Source organism: Shinella zoogloeoides (assembly GCF_020883495.1).
In the GTDB taxonomy this organism is placed as follows: Bacteria; Pseudomonadota; Alphaproteobacteria; order Rhizobiales; family Rhizobiaceae; genus Shinella; species Shinella zoogloeoides.
In genome coordinates this window covers 346,955-362,662 of the sequence record NZ_CP086610.1, presented here as the reverse complement: position 1 = coordinate 362,662, position 15,708 = coordinate 346,955, and the positions used below count along the sequence as shown (strand labels likewise).

Annotated in this window: 14 protein-coding genes; 4 read left to right on the top strand and 10 right to left on the bottom strand. The window is 65.1% G+C overall.

The window, feature by feature from the left end:
• Window position 1 precedes the first annotated feature (1 nt).
• The 4 genes from K8M09_RS01800 to K8M09_RS01785 all read right to left on the bottom strand — a co-directional run bounded on the left by K8M09_RS01800 (window position 2) and on the right by K8M09_RS01785 (window position 4,685).
• Window positions 2-2,263 (bottom strand): chemotaxis protein CheA, encoded by a 2,262-nt coding sequence (locus K8M09_RS01800; RefSeq protein ID WP_160786981.1) that lies wholly within the window; start codon window positions 2,261-2,263, stop codon window positions 2-4.
• A gap of 23 nt (window positions 2,264-2,286) precedes the next feature.
• Complete coding sequence (gene cheY1, locus K8M09_RS01795; RefSeq protein ID WP_024270516.1) at window positions 2,287-2,652, bottom strand: chemotaxis response regulator CheY1; 366 nt, start codon at window positions 2,650-2,652, stop codon at window positions 2,287-2,289.
• Window positions 2,649-2,948 (bottom strand): STAS domain-containing protein, encoded by a 300-nt coding sequence (locus K8M09_RS01790; RefSeq protein WP_160786980.1) that lies wholly within the window; start codon window positions 2,946-2,948, stop codon window positions 2,649-2,651. The genes cheY1 and K8M09_RS01790 overlap by 4 nt, the downstream gene beginning before the upstream one ends.
• A 138-nt stretch (window positions 2,949-3,086) precedes the next feature.
• Window positions 3,087-4,685: a globin-coupled sensor protein gene (locus K8M09_RS01785; protein WP_229342088.1), complete on the bottom strand. Its 1,599-nt coding sequence runs from the start codon at window positions 4,683-4,685 to the stop codon at window positions 3,087-3,089.
• A gap of 586 nt (window positions 4,686-5,271) precedes the next feature.
• Here K8M09_RS01785 and K8M09_RS01780 point away from each other — a divergent pair.
• A complete protein-coding gene (locus tag K8M09_RS01780; protein WP_160786979.1) occupies window positions 5,272-5,526 on the top strand; it encodes a GlsB/YeaQ/YmgE family stress response membrane protein in 255 nt (84 codons plus the stop codon).
• Window positions 5,527-5,544: 18 nt separating this feature from the next.
• Here the strand turns inward: K8M09_RS01780 and K8M09_RS01775 are convergent, their stop codons facing one another.
• Window positions 5,545-5,829 (bottom strand): hypothetical protein, encoded by a 285-nt coding sequence (locus K8M09_RS01775; RefSeq protein ID WP_160786978.1) that lies wholly within the window; start codon window positions 5,827-5,829, stop codon window positions 5,545-5,547.
• A gap of 108 nt (window positions 5,830-5,937) precedes the next feature.
• On the opposite strand from K8M09_RS01775, the gene K8M09_RS01770 reads away from it, so the two are divergent.
• Window positions 5,938-6,564, top strand: coding sequence for a ribonuclease D (locus K8M09_RS01770; RefSeq protein ID WP_160786977.1), 627 nt, complete (start codon window positions 5,938-5,940; stop codon window positions 6,562-6,564).
• Between the two features lie 79 nt (window positions 6,565-6,643).
• Window positions 6,644-7,882 (top strand): hypothetical protein, encoded by a 1,239-nt coding sequence (locus K8M09_RS01765; protein WP_160786976.1) that lies wholly within the window; start codon window positions 6,644-6,646, stop codon window positions 7,880-7,882.
• Between the two features lie 9 nt (window positions 7,883-7,891).
• On the opposite strand, the gene K8M09_RS01760 is transcribed toward K8M09_RS01765, so the two are convergent.
• Both K8M09_RS01760 and K8M09_RS01755 read right to left on the bottom strand, forming a co-directional pair.
• The gene (locus K8M09_RS01760) at window positions 7,892-8,227 is read right to left on the bottom strand and encodes a DUF6665 family protein (RefSeq protein ID WP_160786975.1); all 336 of its coding nucleotides are present in this window, start codon (window positions 8,225-8,227) and stop codon (window positions 7,892-7,894) included.
• A 57-nt stretch (window positions 8,228-8,284) separates the two neighbouring features.
• Window positions 8,285-9,667, bottom strand: coding sequence for a nicotinate phosphoribosyltransferase (locus K8M09_RS01755; RefSeq protein WP_160786974.1), 1,383 nt, complete (start codon window positions 9,665-9,667; stop codon window positions 8,285-8,287).
• Between the two features lie 406 nt (window positions 9,668-10,073).
• Between K8M09_RS01755 and K8M09_RS01750 the strand changes: the two genes are divergently transcribed.
• Window positions 10,074-11,570, top strand: coding sequence for a flagellar biosynthesis protein FlhF (locus tag K8M09_RS01750; RefSeq protein ID WP_160786973.1), 1,497 nt, complete (start codon window positions 10,074-10,076; stop codon window positions 11,568-11,570).
• Window positions 11,571-11,636: 66 nt separating this feature from the next.
• Here K8M09_RS01750 and rpsA read toward each other — a convergent pair whose 3' ends face one another.
• The 3 genes from rpsA to aroA all read right to left on the bottom strand — a co-directional run bounded on the left by rpsA (window position 11,637) and on the right by aroA (window position 15,508).
• A complete protein-coding gene (gene rpsA / locus K8M09_RS01745) occupies window positions 11,637-13,343 on the bottom strand; it encodes a 30S ribosomal protein S1 (RefSeq protein WP_160786972.1) in 1,707 nt (568 codons plus the stop codon).
• A gap of 165 nt (window positions 13,344-13,508) precedes the next feature.
• The gene (cmk, locus tag K8M09_RS01740) at window positions 13,509-14,141 is read right to left on the bottom strand and encodes a (d)CMP kinase (RefSeq protein WP_160786971.1); all 633 of its coding nucleotides are present in this window, start codon (window positions 14,139-14,141) and stop codon (window positions 13,509-13,511) included.
• Window positions 14,141-15,508: a 3-phosphoshikimate 1-carboxyvinyltransferase gene (aroA, locus tag K8M09_RS01735; RefSeq protein WP_160786970.1), complete on the bottom strand. Its 1,368-nt coding sequence runs from the start codon at window positions 15,506-15,508 to the stop codon at window positions 14,141-14,143. Before aroA ends, cmk begins: the two co-directional genes overlap by 1 nt.
• Window positions 15,509-15,708 lie beyond the last annotated feature (200 nt).

Genomic DNA, 15,708 nt, shown 5'->3' with positions numbered 1-15,708 from the left:
ATCAACCGGTGGCTGCGAGTGAGGTTTCTTGCTTCAGGGACTGGCCGCGCGAGGCGGCGACAACCGCATCGACGTCCAGGATGAGAGCGACGCGCCCGTCACCGAGAATGGTGGCGGCGGCAATGCCCGGTACGTGGGTGTAGTTCGCCTCGAGGCTCTTGATGACGACCTGGCGCTGGCCCTGGATCGCATCGACCATGAGCGCGCGCTGACCGCCGCCTTCCGATTCCACGAGAAGCGCGACGCCCTCGATCGGATTGGCCTGCGTGGCGCGGAAATTGAGGATCCGACCGACATCCACCAGCGGGCAGAACGAGTTGCGGATCGAGATGAGCCGCTGGGTCGCGCCGAAGGAATGGATGGCCGAGGCCTCCGGCTGCAATGTCTCGACGATGGCCGTCAGCGGCACGACGAGCGTCTGGCCGGCGACCGTGACCACCATGCCGTCGAGGACGGCGAGCGTCAGCGGCAGGCTCATGGTGAAGACGGAGCCCTGCCCCGGCTTCGAGGAGATCGAGATGCGGCCGCCGAGCGCCTGGATCGAGCGCTTGACCACGTCCATGCCGACGCCGCGGCCGGACAGGTCCGAAACCTTGTCGGCGGTGGAGAAGCCCGCGTGGAAGATCAGGTTGTCGATTTCCTCGTCCGACAGGTTGGCGTCGGCCGCGATCAGGTCGTTGTCGATGGCCTTCTGGCGCACCTTCTCGCGGTTGATGCCAGCGCCGTCGTCGGCAAGCTCGATGACGATGCGGCCCGAGCGATGTTTTGCCGTCAGGCGAACGGTGCCTTCCGGGTTCTTGCCGAGGGCTTCGCGCTTCTCCGGCATTTCGAGGCCGTGGTCGACCGCGTTGCGGATCATGTGCGTCAGCGGCTCGGCGAGCTTGTCGATGACGGTCTTGTCGACTTCTGTGTTCTCGCCTTCCGTGATGAGGCGGACCGACTTGCCGGTGATGTCCGCGATTTCGCGGACGGTGCGGGCCATGCGCTGGAAGACCGGCTTCACCGGCTGCGCGCGGATCGCCATCACCGAATCCTGGATCTCGCGGGTGAGCTGCTGCAGCTCCTCGAGGCCCATATTGATGGAGGACGTGCCGTTGTTGTCGTTTTCCACCACGCTCTGCGAAAGCATCGCCTGGTTGATGACCAGCTCACCAACGAGGTTGATCAGGCGGTCGACGCGGTCGAGGTCGACACGGATCGTCTGGCCCGCGGCGGCGGCCTGGCTGGCCTGCGCGGCGCTTGCGGCAGCGGCGGCCTTGTTCTCGGCGGCGCGGCTTGCGACCTGCGCGACCTTGGCGGCGGTCTCGGCGGCGGCGACCGCAGCGGCCGCATCGCTTTCCATGACGGCCGGCTCAGCGGCGGCGGAACCGCCGTCATCCAGCATCGACAGATCGAACGGCACGGGCTGCATCGGCAGTTCCTCGTCGCCCGGCGCCTCGCTGACCACATCTTCCTCGACGGTCTGGATATCGAGGTCGCAATCCCATTCGGCGAATTCGAAGACGGAGCGCACGCCGTCCTCGCCCTTGTCGGTCGTCACCGAGATCTTCCAGGAGAAATAGGCGTCCTCCGGGTTCATCTTGTCGAGCGGCGGCAGGGCGTCCATGTCGCAGTAGACGCTCATCTCGCCAAGGCGGGAAACGTCGCGCAGCAGGAGGACTGCTTCGTTGCCCTTGGCGTAGAGGTCCTTCTTCGGCTTGAACGCGATCTGGACGGTCGGCACGTAATGGTCGGCGCCCTCCTCGTCGAAGTCACCGAAGGAGAAGGGGATCGGCTGGAAGCCCTCGTCGTTGACCGGGGGCTTCTCGACGACGACCGGCGCAGGCGCGGCGGCGACCGCCTTCGGCGCGGGCGCCTCGGCAGCGGCGGCAACCGGCGCTTCGCCATTGGCCAGCGCCTCCAGCTCCCGGATCAGGGTGCGGCTGCGCGCTTCGTCGACGCTGCCGCCGTCACGGGCCGCATTGGTCAGGTCCGCCAGAACGTCGGCGGACTTGAGCATGACCTTCAGCACGTCCTGGGTCGGCTCCAGCTTGTTGGATCGAACGCAATCCAGTGTCGTCTCGAACACATGGGCGAAGGAGACGAGATCGTCGAGGCCGAATGCGCCGGCACCGCCCTTGATCGAGTGGACGGCACGGAACACGGCATTGACCGTTTCCGGGTCGCGATCCCCGTCATTCAGCTTCAAGAGACCGGATTCCAGTTCCGCGAGCTGCTCCTCGCACTCCTGGAAGAAAATCTCTTTGATTTCGTTCATATCCATCGGGAAAATCCTGGACTGGAGGATTAGGCGGTTACGCGCTCGATTGCATCGATCAGCTTGGTCGGGTCGAAGGGCTTGACGATCCAGCCCGTCGCACCGGCCTGGCGGGCGCGGTTCTTCTTCTCGGCATCGCTCTCGGTGGTCAGAACGAGGATCGGGATCGCCCGATACTTCTCGTTGCGGCGCACGCCTTCGATGAAGCCGAAGCCGTCGAGGCGCGGCATGTTGATATCGGTGACGATGACGTCCGGGTTGGCATTCTCGAGGACTTCCAGGCCCTCGACGCCGTCTTCGGCCTGGATGGTCTCGAAGCCCGCATTGTTGAGCGTTACCAGAAGCATGTTCCGGATCGTCCGGGAGTCATCCACGGTCAGGACTTTTTTCTTCATTGCCTAGCCTCCTGTGCCAGCAAGTGATCGATGTTCACGCCGATGAGTTGCATTGTCTTGATGAAAGGGTCGGACACCTTGGTGAAGGTGAAGGGCTGCTTGTCCTCTTCCCAGCTTTTGGCGCCGGCCATCAGCACCTGGGCGCAGAGCGCGCCGACCCGCTCGACCGCCGAGGCGTCGATGGTCAGCGGATTGCCCTTGAGGCCCATGAGCTGCGTATGCAGCGCCGTCGCCTCGTTGAGATCGAGGACGGGGGCAAGGCTTAGACTTTTCTGAGCGGCTTTCTTGCTCGCCATTATCGCGTTCCTTGTCTGAAGCAATGACTGCGTCTGTCGGAATTCACCGTTCTGCCGGTCGGAGCGGGCGGCAGGCCTTCCTCGGAAAGCCGGCTGCGCGCCGTGGAGAACCAGTGCCGGGGTTGCCTTGCCGCCATCTCAGCCTCCGAAGCCGACAGCGCGCGCCGTCAGGAAATCGAGGGGAGAGGACGGCGCATCGCCCGCCGGCATCGCCGCGCGCGGCTCCGCCTGCACGGGGCGAGCCGGGCGGCGAAGGTCGCGCTGCGACGAAACGTGGAATTCGCGGATCGTGCGGCCGAGTTCGAGGATGACGGTGTGGAGGTCCCCACCGGCATTGCCGAAGCGGCCTGCTTCCGCAGCATCGGCTTCGAGCATACGGCCGGCGCGGCCGATCTCGGCGGAAACACCGTTCAGCCCGTCGGCATCGACAGCGCTTTCGCGCGCAATGCCGGTGATGGCCTCGTTGATGCCCTCGACCTGACGCACGATATTGCCGATGGCGTCCTGCGTGCGGTTGACGTGTTCGACGCCGGCCTCGACCTGTGCCTTGGTGCCCGTGACGAGCTGCTTGATCTCGCGCGCCGCATCCGCCGAGCGCTGGGCCAGTGCACGCACTTCCTGCGCGACGACGGCAAAGCCGCGACCGCTGTCGCCCGCACGGGCCGCCTCGATGCCGGCATTGAGCGCCAGCAGGTTGGTCTGGAAGGCGATCTCGTCGATGACGCCGATGATCTGGCCGATCTTCTCAGCCGAAGCCTCGATATCCGCCATGGCCGACATGGCCTCTCCGGCAATGCTGCCACTGAGCGCGACGGAGGCCTGCGTGGAGGCAGCAGCGGCCTGGGCCTTGCGGGTTTCGCCCAATGTCTGGCGCACGCGCTCGACGATGGCGCCCAAGGCATTGGCGGTCTCGATAAGGCTGGCCGACTGTTCGGACGAGCGGACGGACAATGCCTGTGCGCCGGAGGCCAGCGTGCCGACGAGGCGATCGGATTCATTGGCGCGGTCGGCGACGGAGGCAAGGCGGGACTGGATCTCATCGAGCGCGCCGTTCAGCGTCTCGGCCATGTCGCGCCAAGCCTCCGGCATCTCGCCGGAAACGCGCTGGGAGAAATCGAGCTGCGAGAGGCCGCGGATGGTGTCGCCGAAGACGCGGTCGAGTTCGGCGCGGTCCTCGCGGCGCTGTTCGCCGAGCGCGCGGGCATGGGTATGGCGCAGCTCGTTGAAGCGCAGCGAGACGCCGATCTCCGCATCCACCATGGCGGTGCGCAGGAAAGCGGAGACGAGCTCGGTCAATTCCGTGCGGCGGGCCTTGCCGCCACCGAGGATGGATTTCGGCCAATATTCCTCGATGAGGCCGGTGACGACCGTTTCGAGCACGACCGAATGGCCGGCGATGCGCCAGCGCGGATCGAGGCCCATCTGGCTTTCGCTGTCGGAAAGAACCTTAACCCGCTCGGCATAGAGGCCGTCGAAGCGCGCGTCGGTCAGGACGCTCCAGTGGGAACTCTGGAGGTCGTGCAGGCGGTCGATCTGGCGCTCGCTCTGGAAATGGCGGGCGGCATCGGGAAAAGTCTGGAAGCGCTGGAAGAGATCGCGCAGGGCCGTTTCGACATGCCGTTCGAGCGTCTGGCGGTGGCGGCGCAGGATATCGCCGTCGGCGCTTTCCACCCCGGCAAAGCGCAAACGGTCGCGCAGGCTTGCCGCCTGTCCCGTTCGAGCCTGTTCTGCCGGCATTTCCTGCACCAATCCGCTCCCAAACCAACGATGCCCGGCTATCCGCTACGGATGGCCGACTGAACTTTTGCATGGAGGAAAGGTCTGGCCCGGCCCGCACTGCCGCAAAGCGGCATGCCCGGCTTCCCGTCGATCCATGATCAATTCGGTGAAACTCGAATACCGGCTCTGTTCCGGTACGGCGGTTCGGCATCATGCCTGGGTGAGAAACGGCGAGTTTCCCATTCCGACGTGTAGACCCATGTTTATGGTTAATTCCTTGCCTGAAGGTTAATAGTTCACGCCTTGTTTATGACTTCGCTAAAATTAACACGACCCGACGCAACGTAAGCCACGGGCAAGCCCGCGCGCGTAGTGTGCAGCCGTAAACTGACAATGATGTCAGGGAGAACAGGCAATGATTGTTCTGGGACTGGGCGCCACACTGATCGCTTCCGTAACGCTCGCAGCGCTCTATCTTCTCATCGACATAGAGACCGCGCGCACACAGGCGAAGGCGCGGGTTTTCTAAAAGCCCCTCTTGCTTTCGCGAAATCGGCTGCCAGATTACATCCCGACGGAATGATACCGTCCAAGGGAGCACATCATGGGCATTGAAAGTATTCTGGTTTTCCTCATCGTCGGCGCGGTCGCCGGCTGGCTCGCCGGCCTCATCGTCTCGGGCTTCGGCTTCGGCCTCGTCGGGAACATCGTCGTCGGCATCGTCGGCGCCTTCATCGCCGGCTATCTCTTCCCCGCCATCGGCGTCAGCCTCGGCAGCGGTATCGTCGCTGCCATCCTCCACTCCACCATCGGCGCCGTGATCCTGCTCGTGCTGATCAAGGTCATCAAGCGCGCCTGAGCGGCAAGCGCCCTGCGACTACCGGTCCAGGCCGCGCAGGGTGCGTATGCTCGACGGCGGCGGCTGCGTGCTGCTCCACGTCATGCCGTTCTTCTCGCAGACATAGACGCTCCGCGGCATCCAGTGGGTCCTGTCGCTGGACGGCACCTCCACCTGCTGGGTGCAGCGCGGCGCGTCCTTGTTGCTGTATTCTTCCGTGGCGTCGGAGGGAACGACGCCGGGAAGATCCTTGAAGGCCTGCGCCTGCCCGGCGCAGGCGGATGCAAGGACGGCCAGGAGCACGAGGGCGGTGCGTATCTTCATCGTCTTTCCCGGCTGGGCCGGCCTTTCGCAATCCATAAAGAGATACCGCCGGCCGGCGACATGCGGTATAGGCCTGCGGATATTCAGACAGCTTAGATGGGGTTTTTCATGGCAAGTGCAATCCGGTATCACGAAGGCGATATCCCGGCGGCGGATGCGGCCCGCTATACCGGCGCCATCGCCATCGACACCGAGACGCTCGGCCTCATCCCGCGCCGCGACCGGCTGTGCGTCGTGCAGCTCTCGCCGGGCGACGGCACCGCGGACGTCATCCGCATCGCCGCCGGGCAGAAGGAAGCCCCCAACCTCACCGCTATGCTGGAAGACCCGACGCGCCAGAAGATCTTCCATTACGGCCGCTTCGATATCGCCGTGCTGTTCCACACCTTCGGCGTCACCACCACGCCGGTCTTCTGCACCAAGATCGCCTCGCGCCTGACCCGCACCTATACCGACCGCCACGGCCTCAAGGACAATCTGAAGGAAATGCTCGAGGTCGACATTTCCAAGCAGCAGCAGTCCTCCGACTGGGCGGCCGCGACGCTGTCGCCGGCGCAGCTCGAATATGCCGCCTCGGACGTGCTCTATCTCCATGCGCTGCGCGACAAGCTCAACGCCCGCCTCGTGCGCGACGGCCGGGCCGAGCACGCCGACGCCTGCTTCGCCTTCCTGCCGACCCGCGCCAAGCTCGATCTGCTCGGCTGGGATGAAACGGACATCTTCGCCCATAGCTGACCCCCGCAAATCCGCGGGTGCAGGCTTAACGCCCGGTTAACGGCCTCGGCCTTATCCTCCGGTTGACTGGAGGTTTGCCATGCTGACACCGCTGCAGAGCGCGCAGTCCACCGCCGCCATCTCGGCCATGCAGTCGATCGTCGAGACGATCGAGGATCGTCGCCGCGAGGAAGCGGAGAAGGCGAGCGGGCGCAAGAACGACGACATCCGCGAGCAGGCCCATCTGCAATCGGACGATACCGCGCGCCAGGCGAACGCCCGCATCAACGAACATTTCTTCGGCAGCAACGCCCGCGGCGGCGAGACGCTCGCCAAGGTGATCGCCCGCTTCAGCGATACGCTCGGCATTACCCAGCAGGACGGCGAATCCGCCCGCGCCTTCGCCCAGCGCCTTTCCGACAGGATCACCCTCGTCGACAGCGTCGGGCTTGCGGCCAAGGGCACCACGCTCGATGTCAGCCTGCGCTCGCTCGGCACCACACTCTCCTCCGTCAAGGAGGCGATGAGCGGCCCTTCCGACGATGCCGCCGCCAATCTCGTTGCACGCCTTGCGCTGGCAACGGGCGTGGCGCAGGGCGAGGACGAGGCTGACGCCAATTTCGAGCAGCGCCTTTCCGCCATGCTGGCACGCGAGCGTGGCGAACTGCCGGCGGACGTCGCGACGCTGGAGAGGAAATCCGGCCTCACCGATCTCGGTCTTTCCGCAAGCGACATCATCGGCGCGATCCGCAACCCCTACGGCACCGAGGCCCAGCGCGTGAAGGACGCGCTGGCGGAGAAGGCTGAGGAGGAAAAGGCGCTCACGCCGGAAATGCGCAAGGTTCTCGCCCGGCTCGAGGACGCGGCGGACCCGAAGTCGATCGAGGAACTGAAGCTCGAACGCACGAAGCGGGACCCGACACGCGTCGAGGACGCGGAAACGCGCAAGGAGCGCGAGGAAACCATCGGCAAGCTGGAGGCCGGCGAGAAGCTCGAGGACGTCGAAAAGCTTCAGGATGCCGTCGGCCGCGCCAATGAAGACGCCGTGAAGGGCAAGGCCGATGGCCGGACGCCGACCGAGGCCGTCGACACGATCCAGTTGCTCGCCGCCGGCGCGGAGGCGACCGAGATCGCCGAGAAGGCCCCCGTAAAGTCCGATCGTGACGCCTCCGCCGAAACGGACACACCGGCCGAGAGCACCGGCGAGGCCGTCCGCAATCTCGATGCGGCGGGCGTGATCGAGCAGCAGGAACGGGAAGAGGCGAAGAAGGGCATCTTCGCGCTGCGTGTCGACGACAACGGCATCTACGACCTGATCACCCGCCAGCTCGTCGCTTAGGATCGCGACTCAAGGCTTGCGGCGCACGATGCCGAGACGAGCCATGACCTCGGGCGGGATACCATAACGGCGGACCGCATCCTTCTGGCTGCGCAGGCCGCACATTTCGCGCTGGATGAAGAAGGCCCAGACCTTATCGGCCGCATCGTCGAGCAGGCCTTCGCGCTCTTCCTCCCCGCAGCCGGCGGCCAGACGCTCCGCCAGCAGCGCCAGCGCCTTCTCGACCTTCAGCCCATGCCGGCCCAGCGCATCGGCGCGCTCGGACATTAGCTCGTATTCGAGGATATTAAGGCCCGTTTCCTTGGTGAAGGAAGGGGCAAGCGCCTGCGGCGGGCGAACCGTCATCTCTCGTCTCCAGTCTTAAAATGCAAGATGGAGCGGGAAATGCCGGACTGCAAGGGATCAGGCCGCGCGGGCGCGCACCGCATCCAGCGTCCAGTCGACGAGAAGCTCGCCGTCGCGCCAGACGGGCTGCAGCAGGTTCTGCCGGCCCGCAAGCTGGTCGACACGCGCGGCTTCAAGGCCGATATAGCCCTCGACCACCGCCTGCCGGCCGGCCTTCGAGGCCTTGAGGTTCATGGTCGCCGGGCGCTTGTAGACGTCGTGCCAGTTGCCATCCAAATCCTGCCGGGCATTGGCCTTCATGGCGAAGGAATAGGTGTCGCGGTTGACGCGCTGGAGCAGCCCGGCCCCCATGCCGAAGGCGATGTTCTCCGCCGAGAAGCCGAAGGCTTCCATGCGGCCGAGGATGAGGCCGATATCGGCGGGCGAGATGCCGTCGCCCTGGATGACGCGCACGCTGTTGTCGAGCACCTTGTAGCCCTTGGCGTTGAGATGCGTGCCGAAGGCATAGGCGAGCTGGCGCAGGACCTGCACCGGCGTTTCCACCGGGTCGCCGCTGTCCGGGCGCACGACCAGCGTGCCGCCGGCCGCCTGCACGCGGTCCTTGAGCTGCTTGCCCCAGATTTCCGCGACGGCATTGTTGATGTCGTAGCTGTCCGACACCACGGCATAGAGACCCTTGCCGCCGAACTTGTCGATCATATTGCCATAGGCCTCGGCCTCGCGGTCCTGACCCCAGGAGGTCATGGTCGAATGCTCGGAGGCGGGAATGGAGAAACCGGCCATCTCGGCGCCGTAGTAGCGGCGGGCGTAAAGCACAGCGCTCACCGTATCCGTGCCGAGGAAATTGACGAGGTGCGCCGCGCCGCCGATGCCCGCCTGCTCGAAGCTCGTGGTCCCGCGCGCGCCAAAATCGTGCAGGCGGAAGGGCAGGACGGCGGCCGGGTCGTCGCAGGTCTTTTCCAGGAAAGGCTGGATGATCTGCTTCACCTTGCGCGAGTTGGAGGCCACGGTGCTCGGATACCAGATGGCGCGCAGGAAGGCCGTCTCGATATAGGAGGTAAGCCAGAAGCAGGCAGGGTCCGTGTTGACGACCTGCGCCACCGGCACGCCGCGGCGCACCATCGTTCCCTCGGGCAGCGCCTCGATCAGCAGCGGCAGGAAGCCGCCGTGCCTGTTGACGATATGGGTCCAGCCTTCGCGGTTGAACGGCAGGCCATGCGCCGTGACGATACCCTCGGCCTCGTCCACATCCCGCATCGTCACCGGCTTCGACAGATACTCCTTCAGGAACATCTGAAGCCCGAAGAACAGCACTTCCGCATGGTCGGAATGGCCGCGCGCCTCGACATAGGAGGAGATCGCCCGGGTTTCCGGCGGATATTGCAGGTAGTGGCTGAACTTGTAGCTGTCGGTGTTGAGGATGAGGTTGGTGAGGTTCATCGAGGGGTCTCCGCCGCATCCGCGGTCCGCAAATCCCCGGCGGCCGACAGTGCCGGCAAGATTTACGCGAGCTGAGCATAAGGGGCAAGGCCGTGGCGGAAGGGAAATTACGCGCGGAATGCTGCATATGCGAAGCGCCTTTCGCGGCGTTAGCGTTTCATTAACCATAAAATGCCAATTGTAACGACGAGTAGTTGTTCGGAGTATCGGGGCGTCCCGTCCGGCCACAGTCAGCGGTTCAGTGTTTCGCCGGCCCCGCCGCCGCCTCCCCGCATGAAATGCCCGGCTTTCCGGGCCGAAAGCTCTTCATCTCGCAGCGTCGCGCATGATGCGCCATCCGACGAACGATGGAACATTCGCAGGCCAGGGATGCGGACCGCATCGGCAAGGACGGACAGGAGGCATCATGCTGCCGCGCGTGGCACCGACGACAGGGGTATCGCAGCCCTCCCCCGCCCTGCCGGCGGGTGCGGCGGCCGATGCCGCCGCCACACCGCCAGCCTCCGCCGCCGCTCTCGCCAATCTCAGGGCCGAGGTCCTGCTGCGCCTGCTCGAAACCATGCTCAAGCACATGCCGCGCACGGCCGAACCCAATCCCGGCCGGGAGCTTCTGGAGGCGCTTCTGACCGCGCTGAAGGCGATGCCCGACGGCGAGGGCGGAAATGCCCGCAAGCTTGCCGACATCATCACCCGACTGCCGCCGGAGCTTCGCCCGAGCGTGGAGAAACTGATCGGCACCGTGCTTTCCGCCATGCCGACGCGCAGCCTCGTGGAGATCGTGCGCAATCCGAACGGGCCGGAGGCGCAGAAGCTCGCCAACCTGCTTGCGACGAGCCTTCAGCCCGCCGACCCAGCCGCCGGGGAGCGCCAGCAGAAGCCTGTCGGCCTCACCGCCCAGCAGCTTGCCGCCGTTGGCCGCCACGGTCCCCAGCAGGCGATGCAGGTGCTTGGCGACGCCCGCGCACTCCAGACGGCGCTCAAGCGCATTTTCGACCTTGAAGGCGGCAGCAAGCCGCGCGCCATGACCGGCCAGGCCTCCGCACCGTCGGGCGATGCGGAACACGCCGTCTCCAGCACCGGGAACACCGCAGCACGGGCAGAACCCCGCCTGCCGAACCCGGCCGCAAGAGCAACCGACCAGCGGCCGGCGGACGCGGCCCAGTCGGCAATCCGCCATCAGGGCGGCGCGGAAGACGCTCAGGCAGCCTCCCCCACGCTGAAACGGGAAGAGATTCCGGCCAGAGCGCCGATTTCCAACGCAGCCGGACAGGCGCTTGCCCGCAGCGTGCTGCAGGCCGTCGCCCGCGACGTGCCCCCGGCCCAGCTCATGCAGGCGGTGGCGCAACTGATGGAGAACCTTTCGCCGGAAGAGGCGAGTTTCATCCGGGCGCTGCTCGAACACCCCTTCGATCCGGCAATCGAGCAGGAACTGGCCCAGATCGCCAGCGAACACGCGGAAGAGGCGGCCGGCAAGCCCCACCTAGAGGCCGGCGAGCCGGAAGCGGCGACGCCGCACCCCTCCGCCGAACAGGACGAGGCCACTTCCGCGCCACAGGCCCGGGCTGCCGCCCAATCCGCGGCGATGGCCGACGCCCTGCCGGAGCGGCTACCCGCCGCGGCAATTCCACGCGAGGGCGTTCCCCTCGCCTTCGTGCCCTACCTGCCGGCGGAAGAGGACATTGCATGGCCGGAAAGTCGCGAGGCCGGTGAGGACGAGGCGACCGGCGAGGACGATGAAGCGGGCGAAGAGGACGGCGATGCGCCGCAGGAGGACCAAGGCGGCGGGGAACCGGAGCCGGAAAGCCCCGACATGGCGCGCCGGCGCGAGAAGACGGCGGAGATGGTCGGCGTCATCGAGCCCGGCCTCGTCTTCTATCAGAAGCTCGGCGACTACTGGACCTGATCAGCCCTCAAAGAAAAAGCCCGCGGAGATCGCTCTCCGCGGGCTTCCTGTCTCGTAAGCGAAGGCTTACTCGGCGTTGTTGCGGTTCTTCAGAGCCGCGCCGAGGATGTCGCCGAGCGAAGCGCCCGAGTCGGACGAACCGAACTGTGCGACGGCTTCCTTCTCTTCAGCGATTTCCAGCGCCTTGATCGAAAGCTGGATCTTGCGATCCTTCTTCGAGAAGTTCAGGACGCGGGCGTCGACGGTCTGGCCGACCGAGAAACGCTCCGGACGCTGTTCGTCACGGTCACGCGACAGGTCGCCGCGACGGATGAACGACGTGATGTCCTCGTGGCTGACGAGCTTCACTTCGATGCCGCCGTCGTTGACCGCGATGACTTCAGCCGAAACGACGGCGTTCTTGCGCAGGTCGCCGGAAGCAGCAGCTTCGCCGACCGAGTCACGGCCGAGCTGCTTGATGCCGAGCGAGATGCGCTCCTTGTCGACGTCCACATCCAGAACGACAGCCTTGACGACGTCGCCCTTGTTGAACTCTTCGATGACCTGCTCGCCCGGACGGTTCCAGTCGAGGTCCGACAGGTGAACCATGCCGTCCACGTCGCCGTCGAGGCCGATGAACAGACCGAACTCGGTCTTGTTCTTGACTTCGCCTTCGACTTCCGTGCCAGCCGGGTGGCTGTGCGCGAAGGCCTGCCACGGGTTCTCGAGGGTCTGCTTGAGACCGAGCGAGATGCGGCGCTTCGTCGGGTCGACTTCGAGAACGACAACGTCGACTTCCTGGCTCGTGGACAGGATCTTGCCGGGATGTACGTTCTTCTTGGTCCAGGACATTTCGGAGATGTGGATCAGGCCTTCGATGCCCGGCTCCAGCTCGACGAACGCACCGTAGTCGGTGATGTTCGTGACGGTGCCGGAGATCTTCTTGCCGACCGGGTACTTCGTGCCGATGCCATCCCACGGATCCGACTCGAGCTGCTTCATGCCGAGCGAGATGCGGTGGGTTTCCTGGTTGATGCGGATGATCTGAACCTTGACCTGCTGGCCAATGGACAGGATTTCCGACGGATGGTTGACGCGGCGCCAGGCCATGTCGGTGACGTGCAGCAGGCCATCGATGCCGCCGAGGTCGACGAACGCACCGTAATCGGTGATGTTCTTGACGACGCCGTCAACAACCTGGCCTTCTTCGAGGTTCTGAACGATTTCAGAACGCTGCTCGGCGCGCGACTCTTCCAGAACCGTGCGGCGCGAAACGACGATGTTGCCGCGGCGCTTGTCCATCTTGAGGATTTCGAAGGGCTGCGGGTTGTGCATGAGCGGCGTGACGTCGCGGATCGGACGGATGTCGACCTGCGAGCGCGGCAGGAAGGCAACGGCGCCGTCGAGATCGACGGTGAAGCCACCCTTGACCTGGTTGAAGATGACGCCTTCGACGCGCTCGCCGGCTTCGAACTTGACTTCGAGCTTGGCCCAGCTTTCTTCGCGGCGAGCCTTTTCGCGCGAGAGAACAGCTTCACCAAGCGCGTTTTCGATGCGCTCGACATAGACTTCGACTTCGTCGCCGACCTTCAGCGTGCCGTCCTTGGACTTGGCGCCGAATTCCTTCAGCGGAACGCGACCTTCAACCTTGAGGCCGACGTCGACGATGGCGACGTCCTTTTCGATCGCGGTAACGATGCCCTTGGCGACATAGCCTTCGGCGAGATCGTTAGCGGCGAAGGATTCCTGCAGAAGGGCTGCGAAATCTTCGCGCGTGGGGTTTGCTTGAGACATTGAAACTCCTGATGTGCCAAAGGCACGGGCGCCGGGGGTTAGCGTTGGTGATGAACGAGGCTCCATCCGCTGCCCTTGGGCAGCAAATCCGGCGCGGGGACAGGCCTTGTTCTTATGTTTCGCAACACCGGACGGAAAACCGCTTCCGCACTTTTCCTGGCGTTGCTAGCGCTTAAGCGCGGCGTCGATGAACGACTTTGCCGCGGAAAACGCCGCCTCTATACTCACTTCCGAGGTATCGAGCAAGTGCGCATCGTCAGCGGGCTTCAGGGGACTGTCCGCCCGGCCCATATCGCGCTCGTCGCGGCGGCGGATATCCTCAAGGATCGTCCCGTAATCGGCCACCCCGCCGCCGGCGACGATCTCGTCGTGGCGGCGCTTCGCGCGCACCTCAGCCGAAGCCGTAACATACAGCTTCACCGGCGCATCCGGGCAGACGACCGTACCGATATCGCGCCCGTCGAGCACCGTGCCCGGCTCGCGCGCCGCAAAACCCTGCTGCGCCTCGACCAGCGCCCGGCGCACCGAAGGCATGACCGCAATCTTGGAGGCCGCCTCGCCGATGGCATGGGCCGACAGCACGGAACGGTCGAGGCCACCGAGATCGAGGTGCCTGGCGACATCGGCCGCAACGGCCTCGTCATCGAGCGGCAGGCCGCGATCCAGCAAGGCCTTCGCCGTCGCCCGGTAGGTCAGCCCCGTATCGAGGTGATGGAAGCCGTATTCCTCCGCGATCCGGCGGGAAAGCGTGCCCTTGCCGGCGGCGGCGGGACCGTCGATGGCGATGGTGAAGGTCATCAGGCGGCCTTCGTGTCGTGCAGCTCGATCTTCGCGCCGAGGCCTTTCATCAGGTCCATGAACTCCGGGAAGCTCGTGGCGATCATCGTCGCGTCGTCCACCGTCACCGGGTTCTCCGAAACGAGACCCATGACCAGGAAGCTCATGGCGATGCGGTGGTCGAGATAGGTCGCGACGGCAGCGCCCGAGGCGTTGCCAAGGCCCTTGCCATCCGGACGGCCGCGCACGACGAGCGAGGTTTCGCCCTCATCGCAATCGACGCCGTTCAGCTTGAGGCCATTGGCGACGGCCGAAAGGCGGTCGCTTTCCTTGACGCGCAGTTCCTCGAGGCCGTTCATCACGGTCGTGCCTTCGGCGAAGGCGGCCGCAACGGCGAGGACCGGATATTCGTCGATCATCGACGGCGCGCGGTCTTCCGGCACCGTGACGCCCTTGAGCGCCGAGGAGCGCACGCGCAGGTCCGCCATGTCCTCACCGCCGGCAAGGCGTGCGTTCAGGATTTCGATATCAGCGCCCATTTCCTGAAGCGTCAGGATGAGGCCGGTGCGCGTCGGGTTCATGAGCACGTTGAGGATGGTAACATCCGAGCCCGGCACAAGCAGCGCCGCGACCAGCGGGAAGGCCGTCGAGGACGGGTCGCCCGGCACGTCGATGACCTGCCCCGTCAGCTTGCCGCGGCCTTCGAGCCGAATGGTGCGCACGCCGTCCGCATCGGTATCGACCGTCAGGTTCGCGCCAAAACCCTGCAGCATCTTTTCCGTATGGTCGCGCGTCATGATCGGCTCGATGACGGTCGTGATGCCCGGCGTGTTGAGGCCGGCGAGCAGCACGGCGGACTTCACCTGGGCCGAGGCCATCGGCACGCGATAGGTGATCGGCGTCGGCGTTTTTGGCCCACGCAATGTCACCGGAAGACGATCACCCTCGGCGGAGGTGACCTGCACGCCCATTTCGCGCAGCGGATTGAGGACGCGGCCCATCGGACGCTTGGTCAGCGAGGCATCGCCGATGAAGGTGGAATCGAAATCGTAGACGCCGACAAGACCCATGGTCAGGCGGCAGCCGGTGCCGGCATTGCCGAAATCGAGCGGCGCTTGCGGCGCGAGCAGCGCGCCGTTGCCCACGCCGTTGATGATCCAGGTGTCGCCCTCCTTACGGATCTTCGCGCCCATGGCCTGCATGGCCTTGCCTGTATTGATGACGTCCTCGCCTTCGAGCAGGCCCGTGATGCGCGTCTCGCCGCTGGCGAGGCCGCCGAACATGAAGGAGCGGTGCGAAATCGACTTGTCGCCGGGAATGCGGACGGTTCCGGAAAGGCCGGAGGATTTGCGGGCGGTTGCGGGCCGTGCGATGGCGCCGTGCGACATGGGCGTCTTCCTTGTAGTTCCACGGTTCCCCGGCGGGATCGCCCGGGAAAGTGCGGGCTTGCTATCACAAACGATTTAAAGCGTCATCATCCCGCCCGAAAACATTCGGCAGAAAGACCGTCGCCGGCTCCCGCAAAGTTTGGCTTTGACAGGATAGCCCAAGACGATTATGGGGTCCGGCTAATCATTTTCCCCTTCAA